We start from the raw sequence: 22795 nt of genomic DNA, 5'->3' as shown, positions 1-22795 counted from the left end.
CGGCCTCCCTTCTAGCGCGCGTGCATGAGCCGCGGGTTGCTGACGATCGACAGCACGTCCGCGGTCAGGTTGAGGAGGACGTAGGTCGCGGCGAAGATCAGCGAGCAGGCCTGGACCACGGTGATGTCGCGCTTCGAGACCGAATCGACCATCAGCTGGCCGAGCCCGGGATAGACGAAGACGACCTCGACCACGACCACGCCGACGACCAGGTAGGCGAGGTTGAGGGCGACCACGTTGATGATCGGCGACAGCGCGTTGGGCAGCGCGTGGTGCAGGATCACGCGGCGCGGCGTCAGGCCCTTCAGGCGCGCCATCTCGATGTAGGGGCTGGCCATCAGGTTGATGATCGCGGCGCGGGTCATGCGCATCATGTGCGCCATCACGACCAGGGTCAGGGTCAGCGCCGGCAGCAGCGAGCGGTAGACCCGCTCGAAGAACTCGGTGTTCGGCCCGATGTTCGAGATGCTCGGGAACCAGCCGAGCTGCACCGCCAGGAACAGGATCAGCACGTAGGCGATGAAGAACTCGGGGAAGGACACCGAGGACAGCGCGAAGACGTTGACCGCGCGGTCGAAGAAGGTGTTGCGGTAGAGCGCCGCCAGGATGCCCAGGGTGAGGGCCAGGGGCACCGAGATCACCGCCGCCAGGCCGGCCAGGAACAGCGTGTTGCCGAGCCGGCCCGAGATCAGCTCGGCGATGTCCCGCTTGTTGGCCAGGCTCTGCCCGAAGTCGCCCTGCAGCATGCCGCCCAGCCAGTGCAGGTAGCGGATGTGCGCCGGCAGGTCGAGCCCGAGCTGGTGGCGGAACACGGCCACGGTCTCCGGCGTCGCGCCCTGGCCCAGGATCTCCTGGGCCAGGTCGCCCGGCAGCAGCTCGACGCTGAGGAAGATGATCAGCGAGACGATGAAGAGCGTCAGGAGGCCCAGCGCCAGGCGCTGGGCCACCATGACCAGGATCTTACCCATCGCAGGGGCCGCCGGGCGCCACGCGACGACTCAGGCGAACCACCAGCGCTCGGTGAGCTTCAGGCCGTCGAGCGCGTAGTTGCCGGCGATGTCGCCGTGGCCGATCTTGTCGGTCGCGGCGTCGACGTAGCTGGCGAACAGCGGGATGATGGTCCCGCCCTCGTCGCGCACGATCAGCTGCATCTCGCGGTACATCTGGGCGCGCTTCTCCTGGTCCAGGGTGGCGCGCGCCTCGACCAGCAGCTTGTTGAACTTGTCGTTGGTCCAGTAGGCGTCGTTCCAGGGCGCCCCGGCCGAGTAGACCGTGGTGAACATCTGGTCGGCGGTCGGACGGCCGCCCCAGTAGCACATGCAGAAGGGCTTCTTCAGCCAGACGTTCGACCAGTAGCCGTCGTTCGGCTCGCGCACGACCTCGATCTCGATGCCGGCGGCCCGGGCCGAGGCCTGGTACAGCACGGCCGCCTCGACGGCGCCCGCGAAGGCCGCGTCGGCGGCGCTCAGCTTGACCTTGAGATTCTCGCGGCCGGCCTTCTTCAGGTGGAACTTGGCCTTGTCCGGATCGTAGGTCCGCTGCTCGATGTCGGTCGCGTAGAAGCGGTTGGCGGGCGCCAGCGGCTGGTCGTTGCCGACCCGGCCGTAGCCGCGCAGCACCTTCTCCAGCAGCTCCTCGCGCTTGACCGCGTACTTCAGGGCCAGGCGCACGTCGTTGTCGTTGAACGGCTCCTGGGTCGTGATCATCGGCATGGTGTAGTGCTGCAGGCCGACGGTCTCGATGACGTTGATGCCGGAGCGGCGCTTGAGCAGGTTCACCGTCTTCAGGTCGACGCGCTCCATGACGTCGACCTCGCCGGTCGTGATCGCGTTGGTGCGCGCCGCCGGGTCGGTGATCGACAGCAGCTCGACCGAATCGAACCAGGCGCGGTCGCTCTTGAAGTAGTTCGGGTTGCGCTTGGCGGTCGCGCGCACGCCCGGCTCGAAGTTCTCCAGGATGAAGCCGCCGGTGCCGTCGCCCGAGGTCGCGTCCACCTTGCCGTCCTTCGAGGGCAGGATGCAGAGGTGGTAGTCGGCCATGTAGTAGGGGAAGTCGGCGTTCCCCGAGGTCAGCTTGAAGACGATCTTGTCCGGCCCGTCGGCCTTCATCGACTCGATCGACTGCACCAGCGGCTTGGCCGCCGACGTCGAGTCCTTGGCGCGGTGGTGCTCCATCGAGGCGATGACGTCGTCGGTCGTCACGGTCTTGCCGCTGTGGAAGGTGACTCCCTTGCGCAGCGTGAACACCCAGGTCGAGGCGTCGGGCTGGGCCTCCCAGCTCTCCGCCAGCTCGGGACCGACCGAGCTGTCGGCCTTCACCTCGGTCAGGCAGTTGCGCAGCGTGCCGTAGCCCAGAATCTGGTTGAAGGTGCTGTCCAGGGTCGCCGGATCCAGCGAGTCCGTGGTCGAGCCGCTGCCCAGCGCGAGGCGCAGGTGGCCGCCCTTCTTCGCCGCGGCACGCGCGGTGTTGCTCCACAGGCTCGAGGCCGCGCCCACAGTCAGGCCCAGCGCCAGCGCGCCGGTCATGAAACCCCTGCGGTCGACCAGGCCGGACTCGGCCAGATCGGTCAGACGGCTGATCTTGTCCATGTAAGTCTGATGCTCCCTGCTCGTTGCTCGTCTTGATTTTTCGCTCGCGGATCTCGACCGCAGGAGGGCCGGCTGGCGCGAGGCTTGTTGCGATGCATTGTCACCGAAGCGGCCGGCATTGCCAACCTTTCGCTCGAATTCGCCGCATCGCAACGTCCTCGAAACGCGTGCTGCCTACGGCAGACGCCCGTTCACCGACCCCCCGCCGGTGACCCCCGATCCCTCGTAGATCTACGCTTTCGGCGGCCGGCCGACTGACGGAAAAGCGGCACTTCTTGCGCCGTTAGGAACGGGGCCGACCAGCGAGCGGCCGCCGGGTCGGCGCGCGAGCAACAAAGTACCGCGCCGGCTGTCTGTAATGAACATTAAAATCACTTAACATGAACATAATTTAAGGAAGTTTCCACATTCGAGCCACATTCCCGGCAGCCAATCTCCAGCCCGAAACCGAGGTTTTGGACACTTCAAGAAGCAGGAGAATCACCCCATGCGTCATGGGCGAACTCTGCTGTCCGCGCTGGTCGTTGCCGGGACAGCCCTTTTCGCACTGTCTCCCCTTCATGCCGGGACCGCCGCGGCCGAGACGCCGCAGCTGACCGGCCTCTGGCTGACCACGGACTATCCGGAGCGCAACGCCGATTTCGGCGATGCGATCCGCATCGGTCTCGACCTGATGAACAAGAACCTGCCGCCGCAGCGCGTCGAGCTTTCCGTCGACGGCCTGCCGGACGGCTGGAAGTCGGAGATCGACGGCGGCGGCGCGGCGATCGAGGCCGCGATGGTCGGCACCGACCGCACGGTCTCGCTCGACCTGCACCTGACGCCGCCCAAGACCGCCAAGGCCGGCACCTACGCCTTCGAGGTCGAGGGCAAGGTCGTCGGCCAGGGCGAGGGCCGGACCATGACCCTGCCGGTCAAGCTGACCCTGGCGGCGCCGAAGCCGGCCAAGCTGACGCTCGATCCGAAGCTGCCGGACCTGCGCGGCACGGCCAAGTCGTCCTTCGACTTCGAGCTCACCCTGAAGAACGAGAGCCTGAACGACACGGTGGTCAACCTGGCGGCCGCCGCGCCCGACGGTTTCGAGGTTGCCTTCACCGAGGGCTACGGCAGCCAGGAGATCACCAGCCTGCCGGTCAAGGCCGGCGCCTCCAAGACCGTCCACGCCAAGGTGCACCCGCCGCAGAACGTCGCGGCCGGCCACTACCAGGTCCAGGTCGGCGCCCAGTCCGACGTCGCCAAGGCCTCGGCCAACCTGGAGCTCGACGTCACCGGCCAGCCGGCCGTCGCGCTGGAGGGCCCGAACGGCATGCTCTCGGGCAGCGCCACCGCCGGCGAGGAGCGCGACTTCACCTTCACCGTCGCCAACAGCGGCTCGGCCCCGGCCCACGACCTGAGCCTGCGCGCCGACGCGCCCTCGGGCTGGAAGGTCAAGGTCGATCCCAAGACCCTGCCCGAGCTGCAGCCGGACCAGCAGCAGAAGGTCACGGTCGAGGTCACGCCCGGCGACAAGGCCGTGGCCGGCGACTACATGATGAGCGTGCGGGCCAACGGCAAGGGCGTCTCGAACAGCGCCGATTTCCGGATCACGGTGATGACCTCGACGATGTGGGGCATCATCGGCGTCGTGGTCATCCTGATCGCCCTGATGGTGCTGGCGGTCGGCGTCCGGCGGTACGGCCGGCGATGAGCGCGCCGGGAAAGACGGCTCCGCGGATGGGCGGCCCGGTCCTGGAGGTCCAGGGCCTGGTCAAGCGCTACGGCGCGGTCGCCGCGGTCGACGGGCTCGATCTCGCCGTCGAGGCCGGGGAGGTGTTCGGGCTGCTTGGCCCGAACGGCTCCGGCAAGACCACCATGATCCTGATCCTGCTCGGCCTGACCGAGCCGACCAGGGGACGGGTCAGCGTGCTCGGCCTCGATCCTCTGCGCCAGCCGCTCGCGGTCAAGCGGGCGGTCGGCTACCTGCCGGACTCGGTCGGCTTCTACGACCAGATGACGGCGCGCGAGAACCTGCGCTTCACCGCCAAGCTGATGGACGTGCCGCGCCGCGAGATCGAGCGGCGCATCGGCAGCGCCCTCGAGCGGGTCGGTCTCGGGCAGGTCGGCGACCGGCGGGTCGGCGGCTTCTCCCACGGCATGCGCCAGCGCCTCGGCGTCGCCGAGGTGCTGGTCAAGGACTGCCGCATCGCGATCCTCGACGAGCCGACCAACGGCCTCGACCCGCAGTCGACGACCGAGCTGCTCGGCCTGATCCGCCAGCTGCGCGACGACGGCCGCACGGTGCTGCTGTCGTCGCACATGCTGTCGCTGGTCCAGACGGTCTGCGACCGGGTCGCGCTGATCAACCGCGGCAGGATCGGCCTGACCGGCGCGGTCGACGCGCTGCGCGACCGGGTGCTCGGCGGCTCCTACGTCATCGAGGTCGAGGCCGTGGGCCTGCCGCTCGCCGAGGTGCTGCGCGATCTCGAGGGCGTCGGCCGGGCGGAGATGACCGGCCGGCGCTCGGCGAAGATCCACGCCGTCGAGGACATCCGGCCGGCGATCGCCGAGCGGATCGTGCAGCGCGGCGGGGCGCTGCAGCGTCTCGCCATGCACCAGCCGAGCCTCGACGACGTCTATGCCCGCTACTTCGAGGAGGTGAGGAATGCGGCGTGAAGGATCGCCCTGGACCGGGCTCTCCACGATCGCCGTCAAGGAGGCGGCCGACCACCTGACCAGCGCGCGCATGCTGTTCGCCATGGCGCTGGTCGTGCTGACCGCGATCGGCTCGGTCTACGGCGCGATCGGCCAGCTCAAGACCACGGTCGGCGAGGATCCCTTCCTGTTCCTGCGGCTGTTCACCACGGCCCAGGACCCGCTGCCCTCCTTCGTCGGCTTCCTGTCGTTCCTGCTGCCGCTGGTCGCCATCGCGCTCGCCTTCGACGCGATCAACGGCGAGTACCAGCGCCGCACCATGAGCCGCCTCCTGGCCCAGCCGATCTATCGGGACGCCCTGCTGGCGGGCAAGTTCCTGGGCGGCCTGCTGGTGCTCGGCATCTGCGTCGTCGTGCTGTGGCTGCTGGTCACCGGCATGGGCATCCTGCTGCTCGGCCTGCCGCCGAGCGGCGAGGAGATCCTGCGCGGCCTCGGCTTCCTGGTCGTCTCGCTGGCCTTCAGCGCGGTCTGGCTGGCGATCGCCCTCTGGCTCTCCAGCCTGTTCCGCTCGCCGGCGACCTCGGCGCTGGCGGCGCTCAGCCTGTGGCTGCTGTTCTCGGTGTTCTGGCCGATGCTGACGCCGCTGGTCGCGGGCGTGCTGGTGCCGCTCGACCCGCTCAACCCGATGACGGCGATCCAGCAGTTCGAGCTGCAGCACAACCTGTCGCGGCTCTCGCCCAACGTGCTCTACGGCGAGATGCTGACCGGCCTGCTGCATCCCTCGACGCGCTCGCTCGGCATCCTGTTCCGCAGCCAGATGGAGGGAGCCCTGGTCGGCACGCCGCTGCCGTTCAGCCAGAGCCTGCTGATCATTTGGCCCGATTTCTCCGCTCTCGTCGCCGGCATCGTCGTGGTCTTCACCCTGGGCTACGTGTCCTTCCAGCGCCAGGAAGTCCGGGCCTGACCAGCCCCCCGACCTGTCGGTGACGCCCGCGGGGAGCGACCGGCCCCGCGGGCAGGAGGGCGCCGCCCGCAGCGCAACCGGGCGGCGCCCTCCGTGCGTTCCGGGCCGGAGCCTGGCGAGCGGACCGGACTGCGGTCCCGCTGCGCGAGGCGCTCGCCGTCGGAAGCGAGGCCAGCTCGACGGCGCCCGAGCTGCCGGTGGCGGGGTGCGTCAACAGGCAGGCTTGTGCTTTCCGGACCTGCCGCCGGATCGTTCGCGCCGACTCCTGGGGGATCGACGATGGCCGTCTTCGAAACGCTCACTTCCGCGGAACGCGCCAGACAACTCGGCAACCCCGAGGGTGCCGTGGGCCTCGCCGTTGCCGATTGGCTGAACGAGAACAACAGGCAGGCGAATGCCAGGAGCGTTGCACTTCTGGGCGTGGAAGCGGGCAACCGCGTGCTCGAAATCGGCTTCGGCAGTGGGCGCACGGCGCCCGACGTGATCGCTCAGGCGGCGGACGTCACCTATTGCGGGATCGACATCTCGCCGACAATGGTCACGGAAGCCGCCACCTTCAACGCCGCTCTCGTCGCTTCCGGCAAGGCGAGCTTCGATCTCGCCTCGGCGGAGAACATGCCTTTTGCCGAAGGCCGCTTCGACCGGGTCTTCTCGATCGGCGTCATTCATTTCTGGACGGAGCCGGCGACCGCTCTGGCGGAAGTGCGCCGGGTGATGCGCCCCGGCGGCTCGATGCTGATGGCCTGCCTGGCGCCAAGGGAAGCGCCGGATTTCGCCCGGCCGGAATACGGCTTCCACCTCCGCGACGGCGCTGGCTGGGATGCGCTCTGCCGCGCCGCCGGCTTCACGGACGTGGATGTCGAGACGGTCGAATCCGAGCAGATTGCTCCCGATGGTGCGCCGATCCGGCGCTATGCGATCATCGTCAGGGGACGCGCATAGCCATCCGGCGATCCTTGATCGTCGGCTCGGAATACGGTCGTTCGGACGGGGAGCGTTACCCCCGGCAGCCTTTGCGGTGCTCTCAGCCTTTGCGGTGCTCTCGGGCCGCTGCCGACGCTGGCGCTGTCCGAGTCGGCGACGCGGCTCGCCATCGAGCTCGATCACCGGGCCGACGGCTGCCGCTTCGTCACGGCAGACGAGAGACTGCGGCGCAAGCTGGGGCGGGGGTGCCATCCGCGCCTTCGCGACCGCGCCGTCTCCCCGACGGGTGGGCGCTGACGCGCCGCTCCGTCGGCCACGCCGGGAGGCCGGCCGCGCGGAGGCCGGTGCCCTCCATGCGTTCGAGCGGGGGCCTGGCGAGTGGACCGGACTGCTCCCATGTGAGAGCATTGCTCCCAGTGAGAGCAGAGGATAGCGAATGTCCGGGAACCTTCACGTGCGCAATCTCGACGACGAGCTGATCGCCCGCCTGAAGCGGCGGGCCGCCCGGCACGGGCGCTCCGCCGAGGCCGAGCATCGGGAGATCCTTCGCCAGGCCCTGAGCGCCGAGGTCGAGCCGTCGTTCGAGAGCCTTGCCGCCGAGCTGCGTGCGCTGACCAGCAGCCGCGTGCAGACGCCGTCGGAGGTCCTGCTGCGCGAGGGACGCGACGAGCGGTGAGCCCCCTCGTCATCGACGCCAGCATCGCCGTCAAGTGGGTCGTCGAGGAGCAGGGGACCGCCGAGGCGCTCGCCCTGCGGACCGACGCCAGGTTGCTGGCGCCGGAGCTGCTGGTGGCGGAGTGCGCGAACATCCTGTGGAAGAAGGTGCAGCGCGCCGAGCTTTCCGAACGGGAGGCGCTGCTCGCGGCCCGGCTGCTCGAGCGCGCGGACATCGAGCTGCTGCCGACGCGCGCGCTGCTCGAGCCGGCGACGCAGCTCGCCATCGAGCTCGATCATCCGGCCTACGACTGCCTCTACCTCGCGCTGGCGGAGGCCAACGACTGCCGCTTCGTCACGGCCGACGAGCGGCTGCTGCGCAAGCTGGGGCAGGGGCGGCATCCGCGCCTTCGCGACCGTGCCGTCTCCCTGACGGGCGGGCGCTGACGCGCTACTCGGTCAGCTTCTCCGGGAAGCCCGGCGCCCGCAGGTCGGTGCCGAGGGCGTCCTCGAGCAGCTTGACGACCTGGGTCGACTGGGCCTGGCCGCCGTACTGGGCGCGGGCGCGCACGAAGGTCTGCTCGGTCAGACCGGCCAGCTCCAGCGGCACGCCGAGGGCGCGGCCGTAGCCGGCGGCGAAGCCGAGGTCCTTGCAGGCGAGATCCATGGTGAAGCCGACGTCGTAGCTGCCGTTGAGGATCAGCTGGCCCTCGGTCTCGTGGACGAAGGAGCTGCCCGAGCTCGCCTTGATCGCCTTCCAGGCCTTGCCGAGGTCGAGGCCGCCCTTTTTGGCCAGCATCAGCGCCTCGCCGTCGGCGATGAGGTGGATGAAGGCCAGCATGTTGGTGATCACCTTGATCAGCGCCGCCGAGCCGAGCGGGCCCATGTGGATCACCTCGCCGCCCATCGCCTCCAGGGCCGGGCGGTGCTTCTCGAAGATCGCCTCGGGGCCGCCGGCCAGCACGGTGATCTCGCCGCTCGCGGCGCGGTGCACGCCGCCGGTGACCGGCGCCTCGAGGGTCGCGATGTCCTTCGAGGCCGCCAGCTCGGCCAGGCGCGCGATCTCCCGGTGGTCGTTGGTGCTCATCTCGATCCAGGTGGCACCGGGCGCCAGCGCCTCGAAGAGCTGGGGCGCCACCGCCGCCGAGGCGGCCGGCGAGGGCAGGCAGGTGATCGCCGCGTCGGCCGCCGCGGCGGCCGACTTGGGATCGTCCGCCCAGCGCGCGCCGGCGGCGAGCAGCGACTCCGCCCGGGCCTTGTCGAGATCGCTGACCGTGACCGTGAAGCCGGCCTTGACCAGGCTGCCGGCGAGATGCCGGCCGAGGTTGCCGAGGCCGACGAAGGCGTAGTGCATGGGGTGTCTCCTGGATTCTCTCGCGTTCACTCTAACCCGTCATCCCGGGCGCTAGGCGAGCCCGAAAGCCCGAGGGGCTTTCGGGTTTGCGAGCCTTGCGACCCGGACCCAGGGCCGTATCGCACTGGCTCGTGGCCCTGGATCCCGGACAGCTCGCTTTGCCGTCGGCAGCGGAGCTGCCGGGCAAAGCGGCTTCCGGGATGACGGAGAGAGGAAACAAGGCGGGCCGACAGCTCATTCGGCCGGCCGCCAGGGCACGGGGTCCTGCGCCATGTCCAGGTGCAGTTCCTCGCCCTCGTAGGGATGGGCCAGGGCGACGGCCTCGTCGAGCTCGACGCCCAGGCCCGGGGCGTCGGGCACCAGCACGTAGCCCTCCTGCCAGCGGATCGGCGTCTTCAGCAGCTCGGCGTGGAAGCCACCCCAGGTCTGGATCGACTCCAGGATCAGGAAGTTCGGCAGGGTCGCGGCGAGCTGGATGTTGGCGGCGCCGACGACCGGGCCGCAGTAGAGGTGGGGCGCCACCTGGGCGTAGCGCGCCTCGGCCAGGCCGGCGATCTTCTTGGCCTCGAGCAGGCCGCCGACGCGGCCCAGGTTGGGCTGCAGGATCGCCGCCGCGCCGGCGTCGAGCAGGCGCGCGAACTCGTACTTGGTGGCCAGGCGCTCGCCGGCCGCGACCGGGATCGTCGTGCCGCGCGCGACCAGCGCCATCTGCTCCGGCATCTCCGGCGGCGTCGGCTCCTCGAGCCACAGCGGGTCGTAGGGCTCCAGGCGCCGGGCCAGGCGCAGGGCGCCGGCCGGGGTGAACTGGCCGTGGGTCCCGAACAGGAGGTCGGCGCCGCCGCCGACCGCGGCGCGGATCAGCCGGCAGAACTGCTCCGAGCGGGCCAGCGATTCCTGGTCGGGCATGCGCGGGTCGAAGGCCGAGTAGGGGCCGGCCGGATCGAACTTGATCGCCGTGAAGCCCTGGCGGACATACTCGGCCGCGCGCTCCGCCGAGCGCTCGGCGTCGTGGTAGAAGTCCGCCGTCTCGCCTTCGCCGGGATAGAGATACGTGTAGCTCCTCAGGCGCTCGTGGACCCTGCCGCCGAGCAGGGCATGGACCGGCTTGCCGGTCTCCTTGCCCAGGATGTCCCAGCAGGCCATCTCCAGGCCGCTCAGGATGCCGGCGACCGAGAGGTCCGGCCGCTGGCCGTAGCCGGCCGAATAGACCCGCCGCCACAGGCTCTCGATCCGCGTCGGGTCCTGGCCGACCAGGTAGCGCCCGGCCAGGTCCTCGATCATCGCGACCACGACCCGGGGATGGAACGGCAGGCAGTAGACCTCGCCGAGCCCCTCGACCCCGCCGTCGGTGACCAGCTTGACGAAGACGAAGTAGCGGCCGCCGAAGGACGGCGGCGGGTTGCCGACCACGAAGGTCCGGACGTCGGTGATCTTCAAAGGGAGGCTCCCCGCTGCTGCCCTGGCGCGGCAGGCTCGCGCCAAAGACCCGCATCGGGCAAGGGGAAGGGATGGCCTGCGGTCCTCCTCGGCGGTCAACAGACTGCCTATGCGCCGTAATAGCGGGAAAAATGACTGCAAATGTGGATCATCCCGGATGTTAGGACCAGGAAGGTCGCCGACAAAAGGGCCACGGCCTATCGGGTTTCTGGCAGAGTCGCGTGACCCGACGCCCTGCTGCCAGGACTCCTGCGCCATGCCCCTCGATTCCGCCGATCCCGCCGACCCGCAGCCGTCGGACCCGCTCGTCGCCGCGCGCGCTCGCGTCCGCCGGCTCTACCTCGCCGACGAGGCGGCCTGCGTCGCCGACCTGGCCGCTTCGCTCGGCCTCGACCGCGGGCAGCGCGACCGGATCGTTGAGGGCGCGGCCGGGCTGGTGGCGGAGATCCGCGACGACCAGCGGCCGGGCATGCTGGAGGCCTTCCTGGCCGAGTACGGGCTCTCGACCAAGGAGGGCATCGCGCTGATGTGCCTCGCCGAGGCGCTGCTCCGGGTGCCCGACGCCGAGACCATGGATGAGCTGATCGAGGACAAGATCGCGCCAGGCGAATGGGACCGCCACGTCGGCAGGTCCGGCTCAGCGCTGGTCAACGCCTCGGCCTGGGGCCTGATGCTCACGGGCAAGATCCTCGACGAGGAGGCGAGCCGGCAGGAGCTGACCGGCGTGCTGCGCCGCCTGGTCAAGCGCCTGTCCGAGCCGGTGGTGCGCAGCGCCGTGCTGCAGGCCATGAAGATCCTCGGCCGCCAGTTCGTGCTCGGCGAAACCATCGAGGAGGCGCTGGAGCGCGGCCGGCCGCTGCTGTCCAAGGGCTACTCCTTCTCCTTCGACATGCTGGGCGAGGCGGCGCGCACCGCGGCCGACGCGCGGCGCTACTTCCGCAGCTACGCCGCGGCGATCGCCGCGATCGGCGAGGCTTCGAGCGGAGACGACGTGCGCGCCAACCCGGGCATCTCGGTCAAGCTCTCGGCGCTGCATCCGCGCTACGAGTTCACCAAGCCGGCGCGGGTCATGGACGAGCTGGTGCCGCGCGTCGCGGCGCTCTGCCAGCTCGCGCGCAACGCCGGCATCGGCCTCAACATCGATGCCGAGGAGGCCGAGCGCCTGGACATCTCGCTGGCGGTCATCGAGGCGGTCGCGGCGAGCCCCGACCTTAAGGACTGGCCGGGCTTCGGCATCGTCGTCCAGGCCTACCAGAAGCGCGCGCCGGCGGTGATCGACTGGCTCGACGCGCTGGCCAGGAAGCACGGCCGGCGCTTCATGGTGCGCCTGGTCAAGGGCGCCTACTGGGACAGCGAGGTCAAGCTCGCCCAGGTCCAGGGCCTGGCAGGCTACCCGGTGTTCACCCGCAAGGCCGCGACCGACGTCTCCTACCTCGCCTGCGCGAGGCGGCTGCTCGACGCCTCGGAGCGGCTCTATCCGCAGTTCGCGACCCACAACGCCCATACGGTGCAGGCCGTCCTGGAGATGGGCGGCACCAAGGCCGAGGGGCGCGATTTCGAGTTCCAGCGCCTGCACGGCATGGGCGAGGCGCTGCACGAGCGGGTGGTGGCGCGCAGCGGCCGGATCTGCCGGATCTACGCGCCGGTCGGCGAGCATCGCGACCTGCTGGCCTACCTGGTCCGCCGCCTGCTGGAGAACGGCGCCAACTCCTCCTTCGTGCACCGCATCCTCGACGCCAAGGTGCCGCCGAGGGAGGTCGTGCCCGATCCGCTCGACCTGCTGGAGCGCCAGGGCGGCGTGCCGAACCGGTCGATCCCGGCGCCGCCGGCGCTCTACGGCGACGGCCGCAAGAACGCGCGCGGCTGGAACCTCGCCGATCCCGACGCCCTGGCGGCGCTGGAGGGGGCGATGGCGCCGTTCCGGCGGCATCGCTGGCTGGGCCGGCCGCTGGTCGCCGGGCGGCCCCTGGCGAAGGGGGCGGAGGACGAGGGGGCGGAGCGCCTCAATCCCGCCGACCACGGTGATGGCGTCGGCCGGGTGATCGACGCCGACGCGGCCTCGGTCGAGGCGGCGCTGGCCGCCGCCGGGCAAGGCTTCGCCGACTGGAGCCGGCGCACGCCGGCCGAGCGCGCGACCGTGCTGCGCGAGGTCGCCGAGCTCTACGAGGACAACGCGCCGGAGCTGATGGCGCTGGCGACCCGCGAGGCCGGCAAGTCGCGCTTCGACGCCATCGCCGAGATCCGCGAGGCGGTCGACTTCCTGCGCTACTACGCGAACGAGACGGAGCGGGTCTGCGGGGAAGCCGGGGGCGGACCGGGGCTGAAGGCGCGCGGCGCCTTCGTCTGCATCTCGCCCTGGAACTTTCCGCTGGCGATCTTCACCGGGCAGATCGCTGCGGCGCTCGGCGCCGGCAACGCGGTGCTGGCCAAGCCGGCCGAGCAGACGCCGCTGATCGCGACCCGCGCCGCCGAGCTGATGCACGAGGCCGGCGTGCCGCTGGCGGCGCTGCAGCTGCTGCCGGGTGACGGCGCGACCGTGGGCGGCGCGCTGGTCGCCGATCCGCGCACGGCCGGCGTCTGCTTCACCGGCTCGACCGCGACCGCCCAGGCGATCCACCGGGCGCTGGCCGCCGCCGGCAAGGCCGAGGCGCCGCTGATCGCCGAGACCGGCGGGCTCAACTGCATGATCGTCGACTCGACGGCGCTGCCCGAGCAGGCGGTGCGCGACATCCTGGCCTCGGGCTTCCAGAGCGCCGGCCAGCGCTGCTCGGCCCTGCGCATGCTGTGCCTGCAGGAGGACGTCGCCGAGACCGTGCTGACCATGCTCAAGGGGGCGATGGCCGAGCTCGCGCTCGGCGATCCCTGGGCGCTCTCGGTCGACGTCGGCCCGGTGATCGACGCGGAGGCCCGGGCCGACATCGAGGGCCACTGCGCGGCGCTGGAGGCGCAGGGCCGCCTGGTCGCGCGCACGCCGCTGCCGCCCGAGGTCGCGGCGCGCGGCACCTTCGTCGCGCCCGGCGTCTACCGCCTGGACGGCATCGAGCAGCTGGAGCGCGAGGTCTTCGGGCCGGTGGTGCACGTCGCGACCTACCGGGCCGAGGAGCTGGAGAGCCTGGTGGAGCGCATCAACGCGCGCGGCTACGGCCTGACCCTGGGCGTGCACTCGCGCATCGAGGACCGGGTCGAGGCGATCGTCGGCCGCGCCCATGTCGGCAACCTCTACGTCAACCGCAACCAGATCGGCGCGGTGGTCGGCGTCCAGCCGTTCGGCGGCGAGGGCCTGTCGGGCACCGGGCCGAAGGCCGGCGGCCCCTTCTACCTGCGCCGCTTCCTGGTGCGGGACGGCGACGCGGCCGCGCCTGCGCCGGCCGCCGCCGCGGGCGAGGCGGCCGGGGCGCCGCAGCCCTGGCCCGAGCTGACGGCGGCCCTGGCGGCGACCCTGGCCGACCACGGCGCCTGGCGGCACCTGGCGGATCGCATCGAGCGGCTGCGCCGCGCCGCCGGGCTGGCGCTCGAGGGCGAGCCGCTGCTGCAGGGGCGCAGCCTGCCGGCGGCGCTGCGCGGCGCGCTCGAGGACTGCGAGCCGCTGGTCGGCTGGATCGCCGAGCTGCCGGGCCCGACCGGCGAGCGCAACACCCTGCGCCTCGCCAGCCGCGGGCCGCTCGCCGTCCTGCTCTCGGCCGAGGGCGAGCCGGCCGAGGCCTGGGCCCTGGCGGCGCGGGCGCTGGCCTTCGGCAATCCGACCCTGCTGGTCCTGCCGGAGGCCGAGGCCGGGCCGGCGCGGCGCTTCGCCGAGGCGCTGGCCGGCAAGGGCCGCAGCCCGCTCGCCGTCGTCGGCCTGCCCGACGAGGCCTCGGCGCTCGCGGTCGCGGCGCTGCCCGGCCTGACGGCGCTGGCCGTCGCCGGGCCGCGGGACCTGGCGGTCGCCCTGCGCCGCGTCGCGGCACAGCGGCCCGGCGCGATCCTGCCGCTGATCCATCCGGGCGACGAGCCGACCCGCTTCGCCGTCGAGCGCTGCGTCTCGGTCGACATCACGGCCTCGGGTGGCAACGCGGCGCTGCTGGCCAACGCGGAGGGGTAGGGCGTCGGCCGAGGTCGCGGCCTGCGGAACCTTGGCGGCACCCGGCGTTTACTCTCTCGGCGGTATCGAGCAGAGGAGCCGGGAACCCTGGTGGAGAGCAAAGACGCAGGCGGCTGCGTCCGGCAGGCGGAGTCGCTGCGCGGGCTGGTCCACCGGCTCGTCGAGAACACCGAGGGACGGACGGTCAGCCTCGGCCAATTGCTTGAGGCGGTCGGCATGCAGGCCTTCGGGCCGCTGCTGCTGGTGCCGAGCCTGATCGCGGCGCTGCCGGTGATCGGCGCCATCCCGGGCATGTCCGTGGCGACCGGCACGGTGATCGTGCTGATCGCCGGCCAGGTGCTGATCGGCCGGCGCGAGCCCTGGCTGCCGGACCGGCTGACCGGCTTCTCCTTCGAGCGGCAGCCGCTGAAGAAGGGCATCGCCTGGGCCGAGCCGAAGCTCGCCCGACTCGACCGCTTCATCCGGCCCTGCCTGGGCTTCATGGTGCGCGGGCCCGCGCGCTACCTGGCCGCGCTGGTCGCGATCCTCGACGCCGCCCTGTTCTATCCGGCGGCCTTCCTCCCCTTCGCCGTCGAGGCGCCGGCCTGCGCGCTGATCGTGCTGGCGGTCGGCGTGACCACGGCCGACGGCCGCTGGGTGATCGCCGGCTACGGCCTGACCCTGGGGTCGCTGGGGCTGATGGCCTGGCTGTTCTTCTCGGGCACGATCCCGATCTGAGGCGCGAGGTCACCCCTCACCCTCCCACGGCCTGACGGCCGCGGGCCCCTCCCTCTCCCCTGAGGGGCGAGGGATTCGATCGGGCGCCCGCTTCCACCCTCGCCCCTCGGGGGAGAGGGAGGGGCCCACGCGATAGCGTGGGAGGGTGAGGGGGACGCTAGGCGCGCCCTCCTCAGTCGAGCGGCCTGCCGAGCCGGCCGGCGAGGTCCTGGACGTACTGCCAGGCGACGCGGCCGGAGCGCGAGCCGCGGGTCACCGACCACTCCTTGGCCTCGGCGTGCAGCTGCTCGAGCGGGATGTCGAGGCCGTAGCGCCGGGCATAGCCCTCGATCATCTCGAAGAAGGTCGGCTGGTCGACGTTGTGGAAGCCGAGCCAGAGGCCGAAGCGGTCGGACAGGGAGACCTTCTCCTCGACCGCCTCGGAGGGGTTGATCGCGGTCGAGCGCTCGTTGTCGATCATGTCCCGCGCCATCAGGTGGCGGCGGTTCGAGGTCGCGTAGAACACGACGTTCCTCGGCCGGCCCTCGACGCCGCCCTCCAGCACCGCCTTCAGCGACTTGTAGCTGGCGTCCTCCTGGTCGAACGACAGATCGTCGCAGAACAGCACGAAGCGGCGCTCGGCGGCGCGCAGGTCGGCGAGCAGGCGCGGCAGCGAGGGCAGGTCCTCGCGGTGGATCTCGACCAGGGCGACCGTCGGGTACTCGCCCTCGGGCGCAGCCTCGTTGACTGCGGCCTGCACCGCCTTGACCAGGGACGACTTGCCGGTGCCGCGCGCGCCCCACAGCAGGGCGTTGTTGGCCGGCAGGCCGCGGGCGAAGCGCTGGGTGTTGGCGAACAGGGTGTCGCGCTGGCGCTCGACGCCCTTGAGCAGCTCCAGCGGCACGCGGTTGACCTCCGGCACCGGCTCCAGCCGACCCTTGTCGGCCGCCCAGACGAAGACCGCATGGGCGAAGAGGTCGGTCGGCAGCGGCGGCGGCGGCGACAGGCGCTCCAGCGCCGCGGCAATACGCGCCAGCAGCACGGTGACGTCGTGGGGCTCCGCGGGGAAGGGCTCGGCAGGACTCTGGTCGGCGGTCATCGCGTGTCTCGGGCGGGTTCTCGGGCGCCCCGGGGCCCCGTGGGGCGCCGGCCGGGGCCTTGGGCGGCGGCGCGGAAGCTAGGCGAGGGCGGGGGGCGCGTCAACGCGCCCCGGGCGGCGCCGGCGGCGGGGCCGGCCCCGCGCCCCGGGACGCTCGGGGGGCGGCTTCCGGGGCGGCTTCCGCTATCATTGCAATTCGGCAACGCCCGGCTATAGTCCGGCGCGTCTTTACCAGGGCTCCGCGCCTCCGGTCCGCCCGGGGCGCAGCGCGCAGTTGCGGTGCGCCGCTCCACCAATCAAAGGGACACCGACGTCGCCATGCTGATTTCTCCGGCCTACGCGCAGGGCGCGGCAGCTGCTCCCCAGGGCGGGATGCTGGTCACCATCCTGCCGCTCGTCCTGATCTTCGTCGTCTTCTACTTCCTGCTGATCCGTCCGCAGCAGAAGAAGATGAAGGAGCACAAGGCGCTGGTCGCCAACCTGAAGCGCGGCGACCGCGTGGTCACCTCGGGCGGCCTGATCGGCACGGTCGCGCGCGTCCTCGACGAGGAGATCGAGGTCGAGATCGCCCAGGGCGTCAAGGCCAAGGTCGTGCGCTCGATGGTCTCCACGGTCGTCTCGAAGACCGACGTGGCCGCCCGCAAGAAGGCGGAGAAGGCCGACGACAAGGCCGCCGAGCCCGAGGACGAGGCGAAGAGCTGAGCGTCCCTTAAGCGTTCCTGAGGCCCAAGCGTTCCAAGGCGTCGATCCATGGTTCAGACCTCGCGCTGGCAGCTTCTCGCCGTCCTGGCCGTCATCCTGCTCGGCATCGCCTTCGCGGCGCCGAACTTCGTGCCGCGCGACAAGCTGCAGGAGCTGCCCGACTGGCTGCCCCGGCAGCAGGTCAACCTCGGCCTCGACCTGCAGGGCGGCGCCTACCTGCTCTACGAGGTCGACCTCAAGTCGGTCTTCGAGGAGCAGCTCGAGAACCTGGTCGACGCGATCCGCGTCGAGCTGCGCGAGGCGCGCATCGGCTACACCGGCCTGGCCGCCCAGACCGCGGACAACGCGGTGGTCTTCCAGATCCGCGATCCAGGCCAGGTCGCCGCGGCGCGCGAGCGCCTGGCGCCGCTCGCGTCCGGGGCGACCTTCACGCTCGACGACAACGGCGCCGGGCGCATCCGCCTGACCCAGAAGTCGGTCGAGGAGCGCAAGGCCCACGTCGTCCAGCAGGCGATCGAGGTGATCCGCCGGCGCATCGACGAGACCGGCACGCGCGAGCCGTCGATCCAGCGCCAGGGCGACGAGCGCATCCTGATCCAGCTGCCGGGCATCGGCGATCCGGAGCAGGCCAAGGAGGTCATCGGCAAGACCGCCAAGCTGACCTTCCGCTTCGTCGTCGACGGCGTGCGCCCCGGCGTCGACCCGATCCCGGCCGGCGCCGAGGTGCTGCCCTCCGACGACCGCCTGGCCAGCGGCCAGACCCGCCAGTACGTCGTGCGCAAGCGGGTGATGATCAGCGGCGACAACTTGGTCGACGCCCAGGCGACCTTCCAGCAGGGCCAGCCGGTGGTCTCGTTCCGCTTCGACTCGATCGGCGCCCAGCGCTTCGCCCAGGCGACCAGCGAGAACGTCGGCAAGCTGTTCGCCATCGTGCTCGACGACAAGGTGATCTCGGCGCCGGTGATCCGCGAGCCGATCCTCGGCGGCAGCGGCGTGATCAGCGGCAACTTCAACGTCAAGAGCGCCAACAACCTGGCGCTGCTGCTGCGCGCCGGCGCGCTGCCGGCGCCGCTCAAGCTGCTCGAGGAGCGCACGATCGGCCCGGGCCTCGGCGCCGACTCGATCCGCGCCGGCGAGATCGCCTCGGTACTCGGCATGGTCTTCGTCGTGGGCTTCATGGGGGTGGTCTACGGCCTGCTCGGCATGTTCGCCAACGTCGCCCTGCTCGCCAACCTGGTGCTGATCCTCGCGGCGCTGACCGGGCTGCAGGCGACGCTGACCCTGCCCGGCATCGCCGGCATCGTGCTGACCATCGGCATGGCGGTCGACACCAACGTGCTGATCTTCGAGCGCATCCGCGAGGAGCAGCGGCTCGGCCGCGGCCCGGTGATGGCGATCGACGCCGGCTACAAGCGCGCGATGACCACGATCATCGACTCGAACCTGACGACGCTGATCGCGGCGATGCTGCTGTTCTACTTCGGGACCGGCCCGATCAAGGGCTTCGCGGTGACGCTGACGCTCGGCCTGATCACCTCGATGTTCACGGCGATCATGATCTCGCGCCTGCTCGTCGTCGCCTGGTTGCGCCGGCGGCGGCCCAAGGAACTGGCGATCTAAAGGACGCGGACAGTGGCTCTCATCAAGCGCGTGCCCGCGGACCTGGGCATCGAGTTCATCGGCAACCGGCGGCTCTGCCTCGCCTTTTCGGCGCTGCTGCTGCTCGTCTCCGTGGGCTCGTTCTTCTGGCAGGGGCTGAACTACGGCGTCGACTTCCGCGGCGGCGTCCTGATCGAGCTCAAGACCAAGGGCGCGGCGGACGTCGGCGACATCCGCAACCGCATCTCGAACCTCGGCATCAACGGCGCGACGATCCAGTCGTTCGGCGAGGCCGACGACGTGCTGATCAACCTGCCGTCGGCGGGCGACAATACCGCCGATGCGCAGCCGATGATCGACAGGGTCAAGGCTGCGCTGACCGACGTCGCGGACAACTACCGGCGCGTCGAGTTCGTCGGCCCGAAGGTCGGCAACGAGCTGCGCGAGGCGGGGGCGCTGGCGACCGTGCTCGCCCTGCTCGGCATCGCCGCCTACATCTGGTTCCGCTTCGAGTGGCACTTCGCCGCCGCGGCGCTGATCGCGCTGGTGCACGACATCATCGCCACCGTCGGCTTCTTCTCCATGACCCAGATGGAGTTCAACCTCTCGACCCTGGCGGCCGTGCTGACCATCGCCGGCTACTCGATCAACGACACGGTGGTCGTCTTCGACCGGGTCCGCGAGGACCTGCGCAAGTACAAGAAGATGCCGCTGCCGTCGCTGCTCAACACGGCGATCAACCAGACGCTGACGCGCACGGTCCTGACCTCCTCGACCACGCTGCTCGCCCTGATCGCGCTCTACGCCTTCGGCGGCGAGGTGATCCGCGGCTTCAGCTCGGGCCTGATCTACGGCGTGGTGATCGGCACCTACTCGTCGATCGGCATCGCCTCGCCGCTGCTGATCTACTTCGGCCTGCGGCGCACTGACATCTCGCTGCCCGACGCCGAGACGGCGCAGCCCTGATCGGCCGCGGCGGGCGGCGCTTCGCCGCCTTGCGCGCGCGCCGCGGGCGGCGCAGGTAGAGGGCCATGGACATCACCCCCCGACTGCCCGAGGGCCGGCAGGTCGTCGAGCGCTACGGCGCCGGGCGCTTCCGCATCTCGGGCCGCGCACACGAAGGCTCGGTGCTGGTGACGCCCGAGGCGACCCTGGCCTGGCCGGTCACGACCTTCGCGGAGATCACCCTGGAGAGCCTGGAGCCGCTGCTGCTGGCCGGGCTCGACGTGTTGCTGCTCGGCTGCGGGCCGAAGCTGCTGCTGCCGCCGAAGCCGCTCAAGCAGGCGGTGCGCGAGCGCGGCGCGGTGCTGGAGCCGATGGACACCGGCGCCGCCGCGCGCACCTTCAACGTGCTGATGGCCGAAGAGCGGCGCGTCGGCGCCGCCCTGATCGCGGTGGAGTAGGGGAGCGGGCCGGGCGCCGGGCTCCCCCGATGCCTAGCGCCGCCCCGATGTCTAGCCCCGCATGGCCCAGGCGGTGTTGACGCCCAGGTCGTAGACCAGCTTGCCGCCGAAGTAGGCGGTCGCCACGACCATCCCGACCAGCGCGATCTCCAGCACCACCACGGCCGGCTTGCGGCCGCCCTCGAGCGACAGGCCGCGCCACCAGGCCAGCGCGCGCAGCACCGCCCAGGTCAGCGCCAGGATCGCCGTCCAGGTGCCGAGCCCCTCGTGCTGCTCCAGCTTGGCTTCCGGCATGCCGTGGGCCACGGCGATGTCGAAGGCCATGTCGCCGAGCAGGAAGGTGACCCCGGCCGCGACCCCGGCCAGCACCGCGAGGCCGGTCGAGAGCGCGGCGGTGCAGCTGCGCCCGGAGATCGAGCTGCCGCGCACCAGGCACACCAGGTCGAAGACGCCCAGGCAGAGCAGGAAGACGATCGGGAAGTGCACGACCATCGGATGGAGCTGCGAAAGCGGAATCATCGAGGATCCTCGGCGAAGCGGCGGGGAGGGGCCGGCAGGCCGCGGACGGCCCCGGCCGAGGACGCCGTGGATAGCCGGGCAAGCTGACGAGAAGCTGACGAGAAGCTGACGGCCGGCCGGCGGCGGCTCAGCGCGACGCGACCAGGGCGCGGAAGACGTCGCGGCTGGCGGCGCGGTAGGAGGGCGCCTGGACCTCGATCCGCTCGCGCAGCAGGGCGTGGGCGCGCGGCAGGGCGTGGAAGGGCGCCGCCGGCCAGGCGTGGTGCTCGGCGTGGAAGGGCATGTTCCAGGCGAGGAAACGGACCAGCGGGCCGGTCTGCGTCGTGCGGCTGTTGCGCAGCATGTCCGGCACCGCCGGGCAGCCGCCGTGCTCGGTCAGCAGGTAGAGCCTGAGCACCGGCTGGCCGGCGAGCATCGGCAGCAGCCAGAGCCAGACCGCGGCCCGGCTCTGCAGGGCCAGCGACAGCAGCGCGACCAGGGCGTAGGCCGCCAGCATGATCCGCGCCTCGCGGGTCACGGCGGCCCGCTCGCGCGGCGGCACGAAGGAGTCGGCGTTGCGGCCGGCGGCGTTTCTCAGGAGCGTCGCGATCTCGCTCTTCCAGACCGGCAGGCCGCTCAGGTGCAGCAGGTAGGCCGCCAGGCTGTGCGGCTTGGCCGCGGCCAGCTCCGGGTCGCGCCCGGGATCCTGGGTCCAGCGGTGGTGCGCCAGGTGGAAATGCCGGAACCAGCGCGGCGGGATCAGGAGGACGAGGCCGCAGAGCCAGGCCAGGGCCCGGTTGAGCCGCCGCGAGGCGAAGGGCGTGTAGTGCACCGCCTCGTGCAGCGCGCAGAACAGGAAGACCAGGGCGACGCCTTCGACGAGCAGCGCCGGCAGCACCCAGGGGCTGTCGCGGGTCGTCCAGACCAGAGCCCCGGCCAGGACGATCAGCCCCAGGTGCCCGGCGGCCTGCTGCAGGCCGCGCCGGTCCGAGGGCGTCGAGAGCGCCTTCAGGGCCGCCGCGGTCTCGGCGTCGAAGCGTTGCATGGCGCCAGTCTAGGACGGCGCCGGCCGCGTATCAAAGCCGGGTCAGCGGCCGGCCGCGAAGCCGCCGAGCCGGCGCAGGGCCTGCCAGAGGCGCTCGGCCTGCTCGGCCCCGAGCTCCTCGCGCAGGGCGGCGTTGTAGGCGGCGATGCAGCGGCCGAGCGGCGCCTCCAGCGCGCGGCCCCGGGCGGTCAGGCGGATCAGGTTGACCCGGCGGTCGCCGCCGGGGTCCGGGCTGCGCTCGACCAGCCCCGCCTTCTGCAGGCGGTCCAGCACGCCGGTGATGGTCGCGCTGTCGAGCACCAGGCGCTGGCCGATGCGGGCGCCGCTCTGGCCGTCCTCGTCCCAGAGCGCGGCCAGCACGGCGTACTGGATCGGCGTCACGCCCCAGGGGTCGAGCGCCTCGCGGATGTCGCGCGTGACCCGCTGCGCGGCCTTGCCGATCAGGAATGAGATGCAGTCCTCCAGCCGCTCGCGCGAGGCCGCGCCCTTCCCTTGCCGCTCGTCGATCTCTTGCATGTCATCTCCTTCTATGCAAAAGACTCGCATACAAGAGATTTGTCTGCAAGAGGATCCGGCCATGGAGCAGGACAGCGAAGGGGACGCGGCCATGCGCTGCGTCGCGGTGATCGACCGGGCGCTGCCCAAGGGCAAGGCCGCCAATGCCGCCGCGGTGATGGCGCTCAGCCTGGGTGGCCGCCAGCCTCAGCTGATCGGCGAGCCGCTGGTCGACGCCGGCGGCACGGCGCACGTCGGGCTGATCCCGATCGGCATCCCGGTGCTCGGCGCGCCGGCCGAGGACCTGCCGCGACTCTGCGCCAAGGCGCGGGCGGCCGGCATCGAGGTCGTCGACTTCCCGGTGCAGGGCCAGGAGACGACGGACTACGGCCGGTTCCGGAGCCTGGTCGCCGCGACCGCCGGCGCGGAGCTGCGCTACCTCGGCGTCATGCTCTACGGCGAGCGCCGGAAGGTCGGCCGGCTGGTCGGGCGCTATCGCCTGCTGGCCAACGAGCCGGCGGCGGGCCAGGGCGCCTAGGAGCCTGTCCGAGTAAGCGCCTTTGTCTCGACGCTCGGCAGTGGTCGTGATTCACTACGGTTCATGGGCAAGACCTATCGGGCTTGG

21 protein-coding genes are annotated in these 22795 nt (G+C 71.3%); 13 read left to right on the top strand and 8 right to left on the bottom strand.

Annotation, left to right across the window (positions count from 1 at the left end; genetic code table 11):
* Positions 1-11: 11 nt before the first annotated feature.
* Complete coding sequence (locus B9O00_RS27795; RefSeq protein WP_085125990.1) at positions 12-968, bottom strand: ABC transporter permease; 957 nt, start codon at positions 966-968, stop codon at positions 12-14.
* Between the two features lie 30 nt (positions 969-998).
* A complete protein-coding gene (locus tag B9O00_RS27790; RefSeq protein ID WP_085125989.1) occupies positions 999-2588 on the bottom strand; it encodes an ABC transporter substrate-binding protein in 1590 nt (529 codons plus the stop codon).
* A gap of 487 nt (positions 2589-3075) precedes the next feature.
* Between B9O00_RS27790 and B9O00_RS27785 the strand changes: the two genes are divergently transcribed.
* The 6 genes from B9O00_RS27785 (at position 3076) to B9O00_RS27760 (ending at position 8208) form a co-directional block, all read left to right on the top strand.
* Positions 3076-4275 carry a COG1470 family protein gene (locus B9O00_RS27785; RefSeq protein WP_085125988.1) on the top strand — a complete coding sequence of 400 codons (1200 nt, stop codon included), beginning with the start codon at positions 3076-3078 and terminating at the stop codon, positions 4273-4275.
* Between the two features lie 26 nt (positions 4276-4301).
* Positions 4302-5240, top strand: a complete 939-nt coding sequence (locus tag B9O00_RS27780; protein WP_085125987.1) for an ABC transporter ATP-binding protein — start codon at positions 4302-4304, stop codon at positions 5238-5240.
* A complete protein-coding gene (locus B9O00_RS27775; RefSeq protein WP_085125986.1) occupies positions 5230-6183 on the top strand; it encodes an ABC transporter permease in 954 nt (317 codons plus the stop codon). The genes B9O00_RS27780 and B9O00_RS27775 overlap by 11 nt, the downstream gene beginning before the upstream one ends.
* A 279-nt stretch (positions 6184-6462) precedes the next feature.
* Complete coding sequence (locus B9O00_RS27770) at positions 6463-7125, top strand: class I SAM-dependent methyltransferase (protein ID WP_085125985.1); 663 nt, start codon at positions 6463-6465, stop codon at positions 7123-7125.
* Between the two features lie 418 nt (positions 7126-7543).
* Positions 7544-7783, top strand: coding sequence for a FitA-like ribbon-helix-helix domain-containing protein (locus B9O00_RS27765; RefSeq protein ID WP_085125984.1), 240 nt, complete (start codon positions 7544-7546; stop codon positions 7781-7783).
* A complete protein-coding gene (locus tag B9O00_RS27760) occupies positions 7780-8208 on the top strand; it encodes a type II toxin-antitoxin system VapC family toxin (RefSeq protein WP_085125983.1) in 429 nt (142 codons plus the stop codon). Before B9O00_RS27765 ends, B9O00_RS27760 begins: the two co-directional genes overlap by 4 nt.
* Positions 8209-8212: 4 nt before the next feature.
* On the opposite strand, the gene B9O00_RS27755 is transcribed toward B9O00_RS27760, so the two are convergent.
* Both B9O00_RS27755 and B9O00_RS27750 read right to left on the bottom strand, forming a co-directional pair.
* Positions 8213-9115 (bottom strand): NAD(P)-dependent oxidoreductase, encoded by a 903-nt coding sequence (locus tag B9O00_RS27755; RefSeq protein WP_085125982.1) that lies wholly within the window; start codon positions 9113-9115, stop codon positions 8213-8215.
* Positions 9116-9349: 234 nt separating this feature from the next.
* The gene (locus tag B9O00_RS27750) at positions 9350-10552 is read right to left on the bottom strand and encodes a mandelate racemase/muconate lactonizing enzyme family protein (protein ID WP_085125981.1); all 1203 of its coding nucleotides are present in this window, start codon (positions 10550-10552) and stop codon (positions 9350-9352) included.
* 256 nt (positions 10553-10808) lie between these two features.
* On the opposite strand from B9O00_RS27750, the gene putA reads away from it, so the two are divergent.
* Together putA and B9O00_RS27740 are read left to right on the top strand one after the other, a co-directional pair.
* Positions 10809-14633, top strand: a complete 3825-nt coding sequence (putA, locus tag B9O00_RS27745) for a bifunctional proline dehydrogenase/L-glutamate gamma-semialdehyde dehydrogenase PutA (protein WP_085125980.1) — start codon at positions 10809-10811, stop codon at positions 14631-14633.
* 90 nt (positions 14634-14723) lie between these two features.
* Positions 14724-15350 carry an exopolysaccharide biosynthesis protein gene (locus B9O00_RS27740; protein WP_159460350.1) on the top strand — a complete coding sequence of 209 codons (627 nt, stop codon included), beginning with the start codon at positions 14724-14726 and terminating at the stop codon, positions 15348-15350.
* Positions 15351-15522: 172 nt separating this feature from the next.
* On the opposite strand, the gene B9O00_RS27735 is transcribed toward B9O00_RS27740, so the two are convergent.
* Complete coding sequence (locus B9O00_RS27735; RefSeq protein ID WP_085125978.1) at positions 15523-16428, bottom strand: ATP-binding protein; 906 nt, start codon at positions 16426-16428, stop codon at positions 15523-15525.
* A 318-nt stretch (positions 16429-16746) separates the two neighbouring features.
* Between B9O00_RS27735 and yajC the strand changes: the two genes are divergently transcribed.
* From yajC to B9O00_RS27720, 4 genes are all read left to right on the top strand, one after another.
* The gene (yajC, locus tag B9O00_RS27730; protein ID WP_085125977.1) at positions 16747-17130 is read left to right on the top strand and encodes a preprotein translocase subunit YajC; all 384 of its coding nucleotides are present in this window, start codon (positions 16747-16749) and stop codon (positions 17128-17130) included.
* 48 nt (positions 17131-17178) lie between these two features.
* Positions 17179-18750: a protein translocase subunit SecD gene (gene secD / locus B9O00_RS32765; protein WP_089229826.1), complete on the top strand. Its 1572-nt coding sequence runs from the start codon at positions 17179-17181 to the stop codon at positions 18748-18750.
* 12 nt (positions 18751-18762) lie between these two features.
* Positions 18763-19695 carry a protein translocase subunit SecF gene (secF, locus tag B9O00_RS32760; RefSeq protein WP_235017216.1) on the top strand — a complete coding sequence of 311 codons (933 nt, stop codon included), beginning with the start codon at positions 18763-18765 and terminating at the stop codon, positions 19693-19695.
* A gap of 65 nt (positions 19696-19760) precedes the next feature.
* Positions 19761-20132: an Mth938-like domain-containing protein gene (locus tag B9O00_RS27720; protein WP_085125976.1), complete on the top strand. Its 372-nt coding sequence runs from the start codon at positions 19761-19763 to the stop codon at positions 20130-20132.
* A gap of 51 nt (positions 20133-20183) precedes the next feature.
* Here B9O00_RS27720 and B9O00_RS27715 read toward each other — a convergent pair whose 3' ends face one another.
* The 3 genes from B9O00_RS27715 to B9O00_RS27705 all read right to left on the bottom strand — a co-directional run bounded on the left by B9O00_RS27715 (position 20184) and on the right by B9O00_RS27705 (position 22191).
* Positions 20184-20651 (bottom strand): DUF2231 domain-containing protein, encoded by a 468-nt coding sequence (locus B9O00_RS27715; RefSeq protein ID WP_085125975.1) that lies wholly within the window; start codon positions 20649-20651, stop codon positions 20184-20186.
* A gap of 127 nt (positions 20652-20778) precedes the next feature.
* The gene (locus B9O00_RS27710; protein ID WP_085125974.1) at positions 20779-21675 is read right to left on the bottom strand and encodes a fatty acid desaturase; all 897 of its coding nucleotides are present in this window, start codon (positions 21673-21675) and stop codon (positions 20779-20781) included.
* 42 nt (positions 21676-21717) lie between these two features.
* Positions 21718-22191, bottom strand: coding sequence for a MarR family winged helix-turn-helix transcriptional regulator (locus B9O00_RS27705; protein ID WP_085125973.1), 474 nt, complete (start codon positions 22189-22191; stop codon positions 21718-21720).
* A 61-nt stretch (positions 22192-22252) separates the two neighbouring features.
* On the opposite strand from B9O00_RS27705, the gene B9O00_RS27700 reads away from it, so the two are divergent.
* Positions 22253-22708, top strand: a complete 456-nt coding sequence (locus B9O00_RS27700; RefSeq protein WP_085125972.1) for a DUF2000 domain-containing protein — start codon at positions 22253-22255, stop codon at positions 22706-22708.
* Positions 22709-22795: the final 87 nt, after the last annotated feature.

The organism is Tistlia consotensis USBA 355 (genome assembly GCF_900177295.1).
In the GTDB taxonomy this organism is placed as follows: Bacteria; Pseudomonadota; Alphaproteobacteria; order Kiloniellales; family DSM-21159; genus Tistlia; species Tistlia consotensis.
The sequence above is the reverse complement of the archived record's forward strand: the minus strand, read 5'-3'. Positions and strand labels throughout refer to the sequence as shown.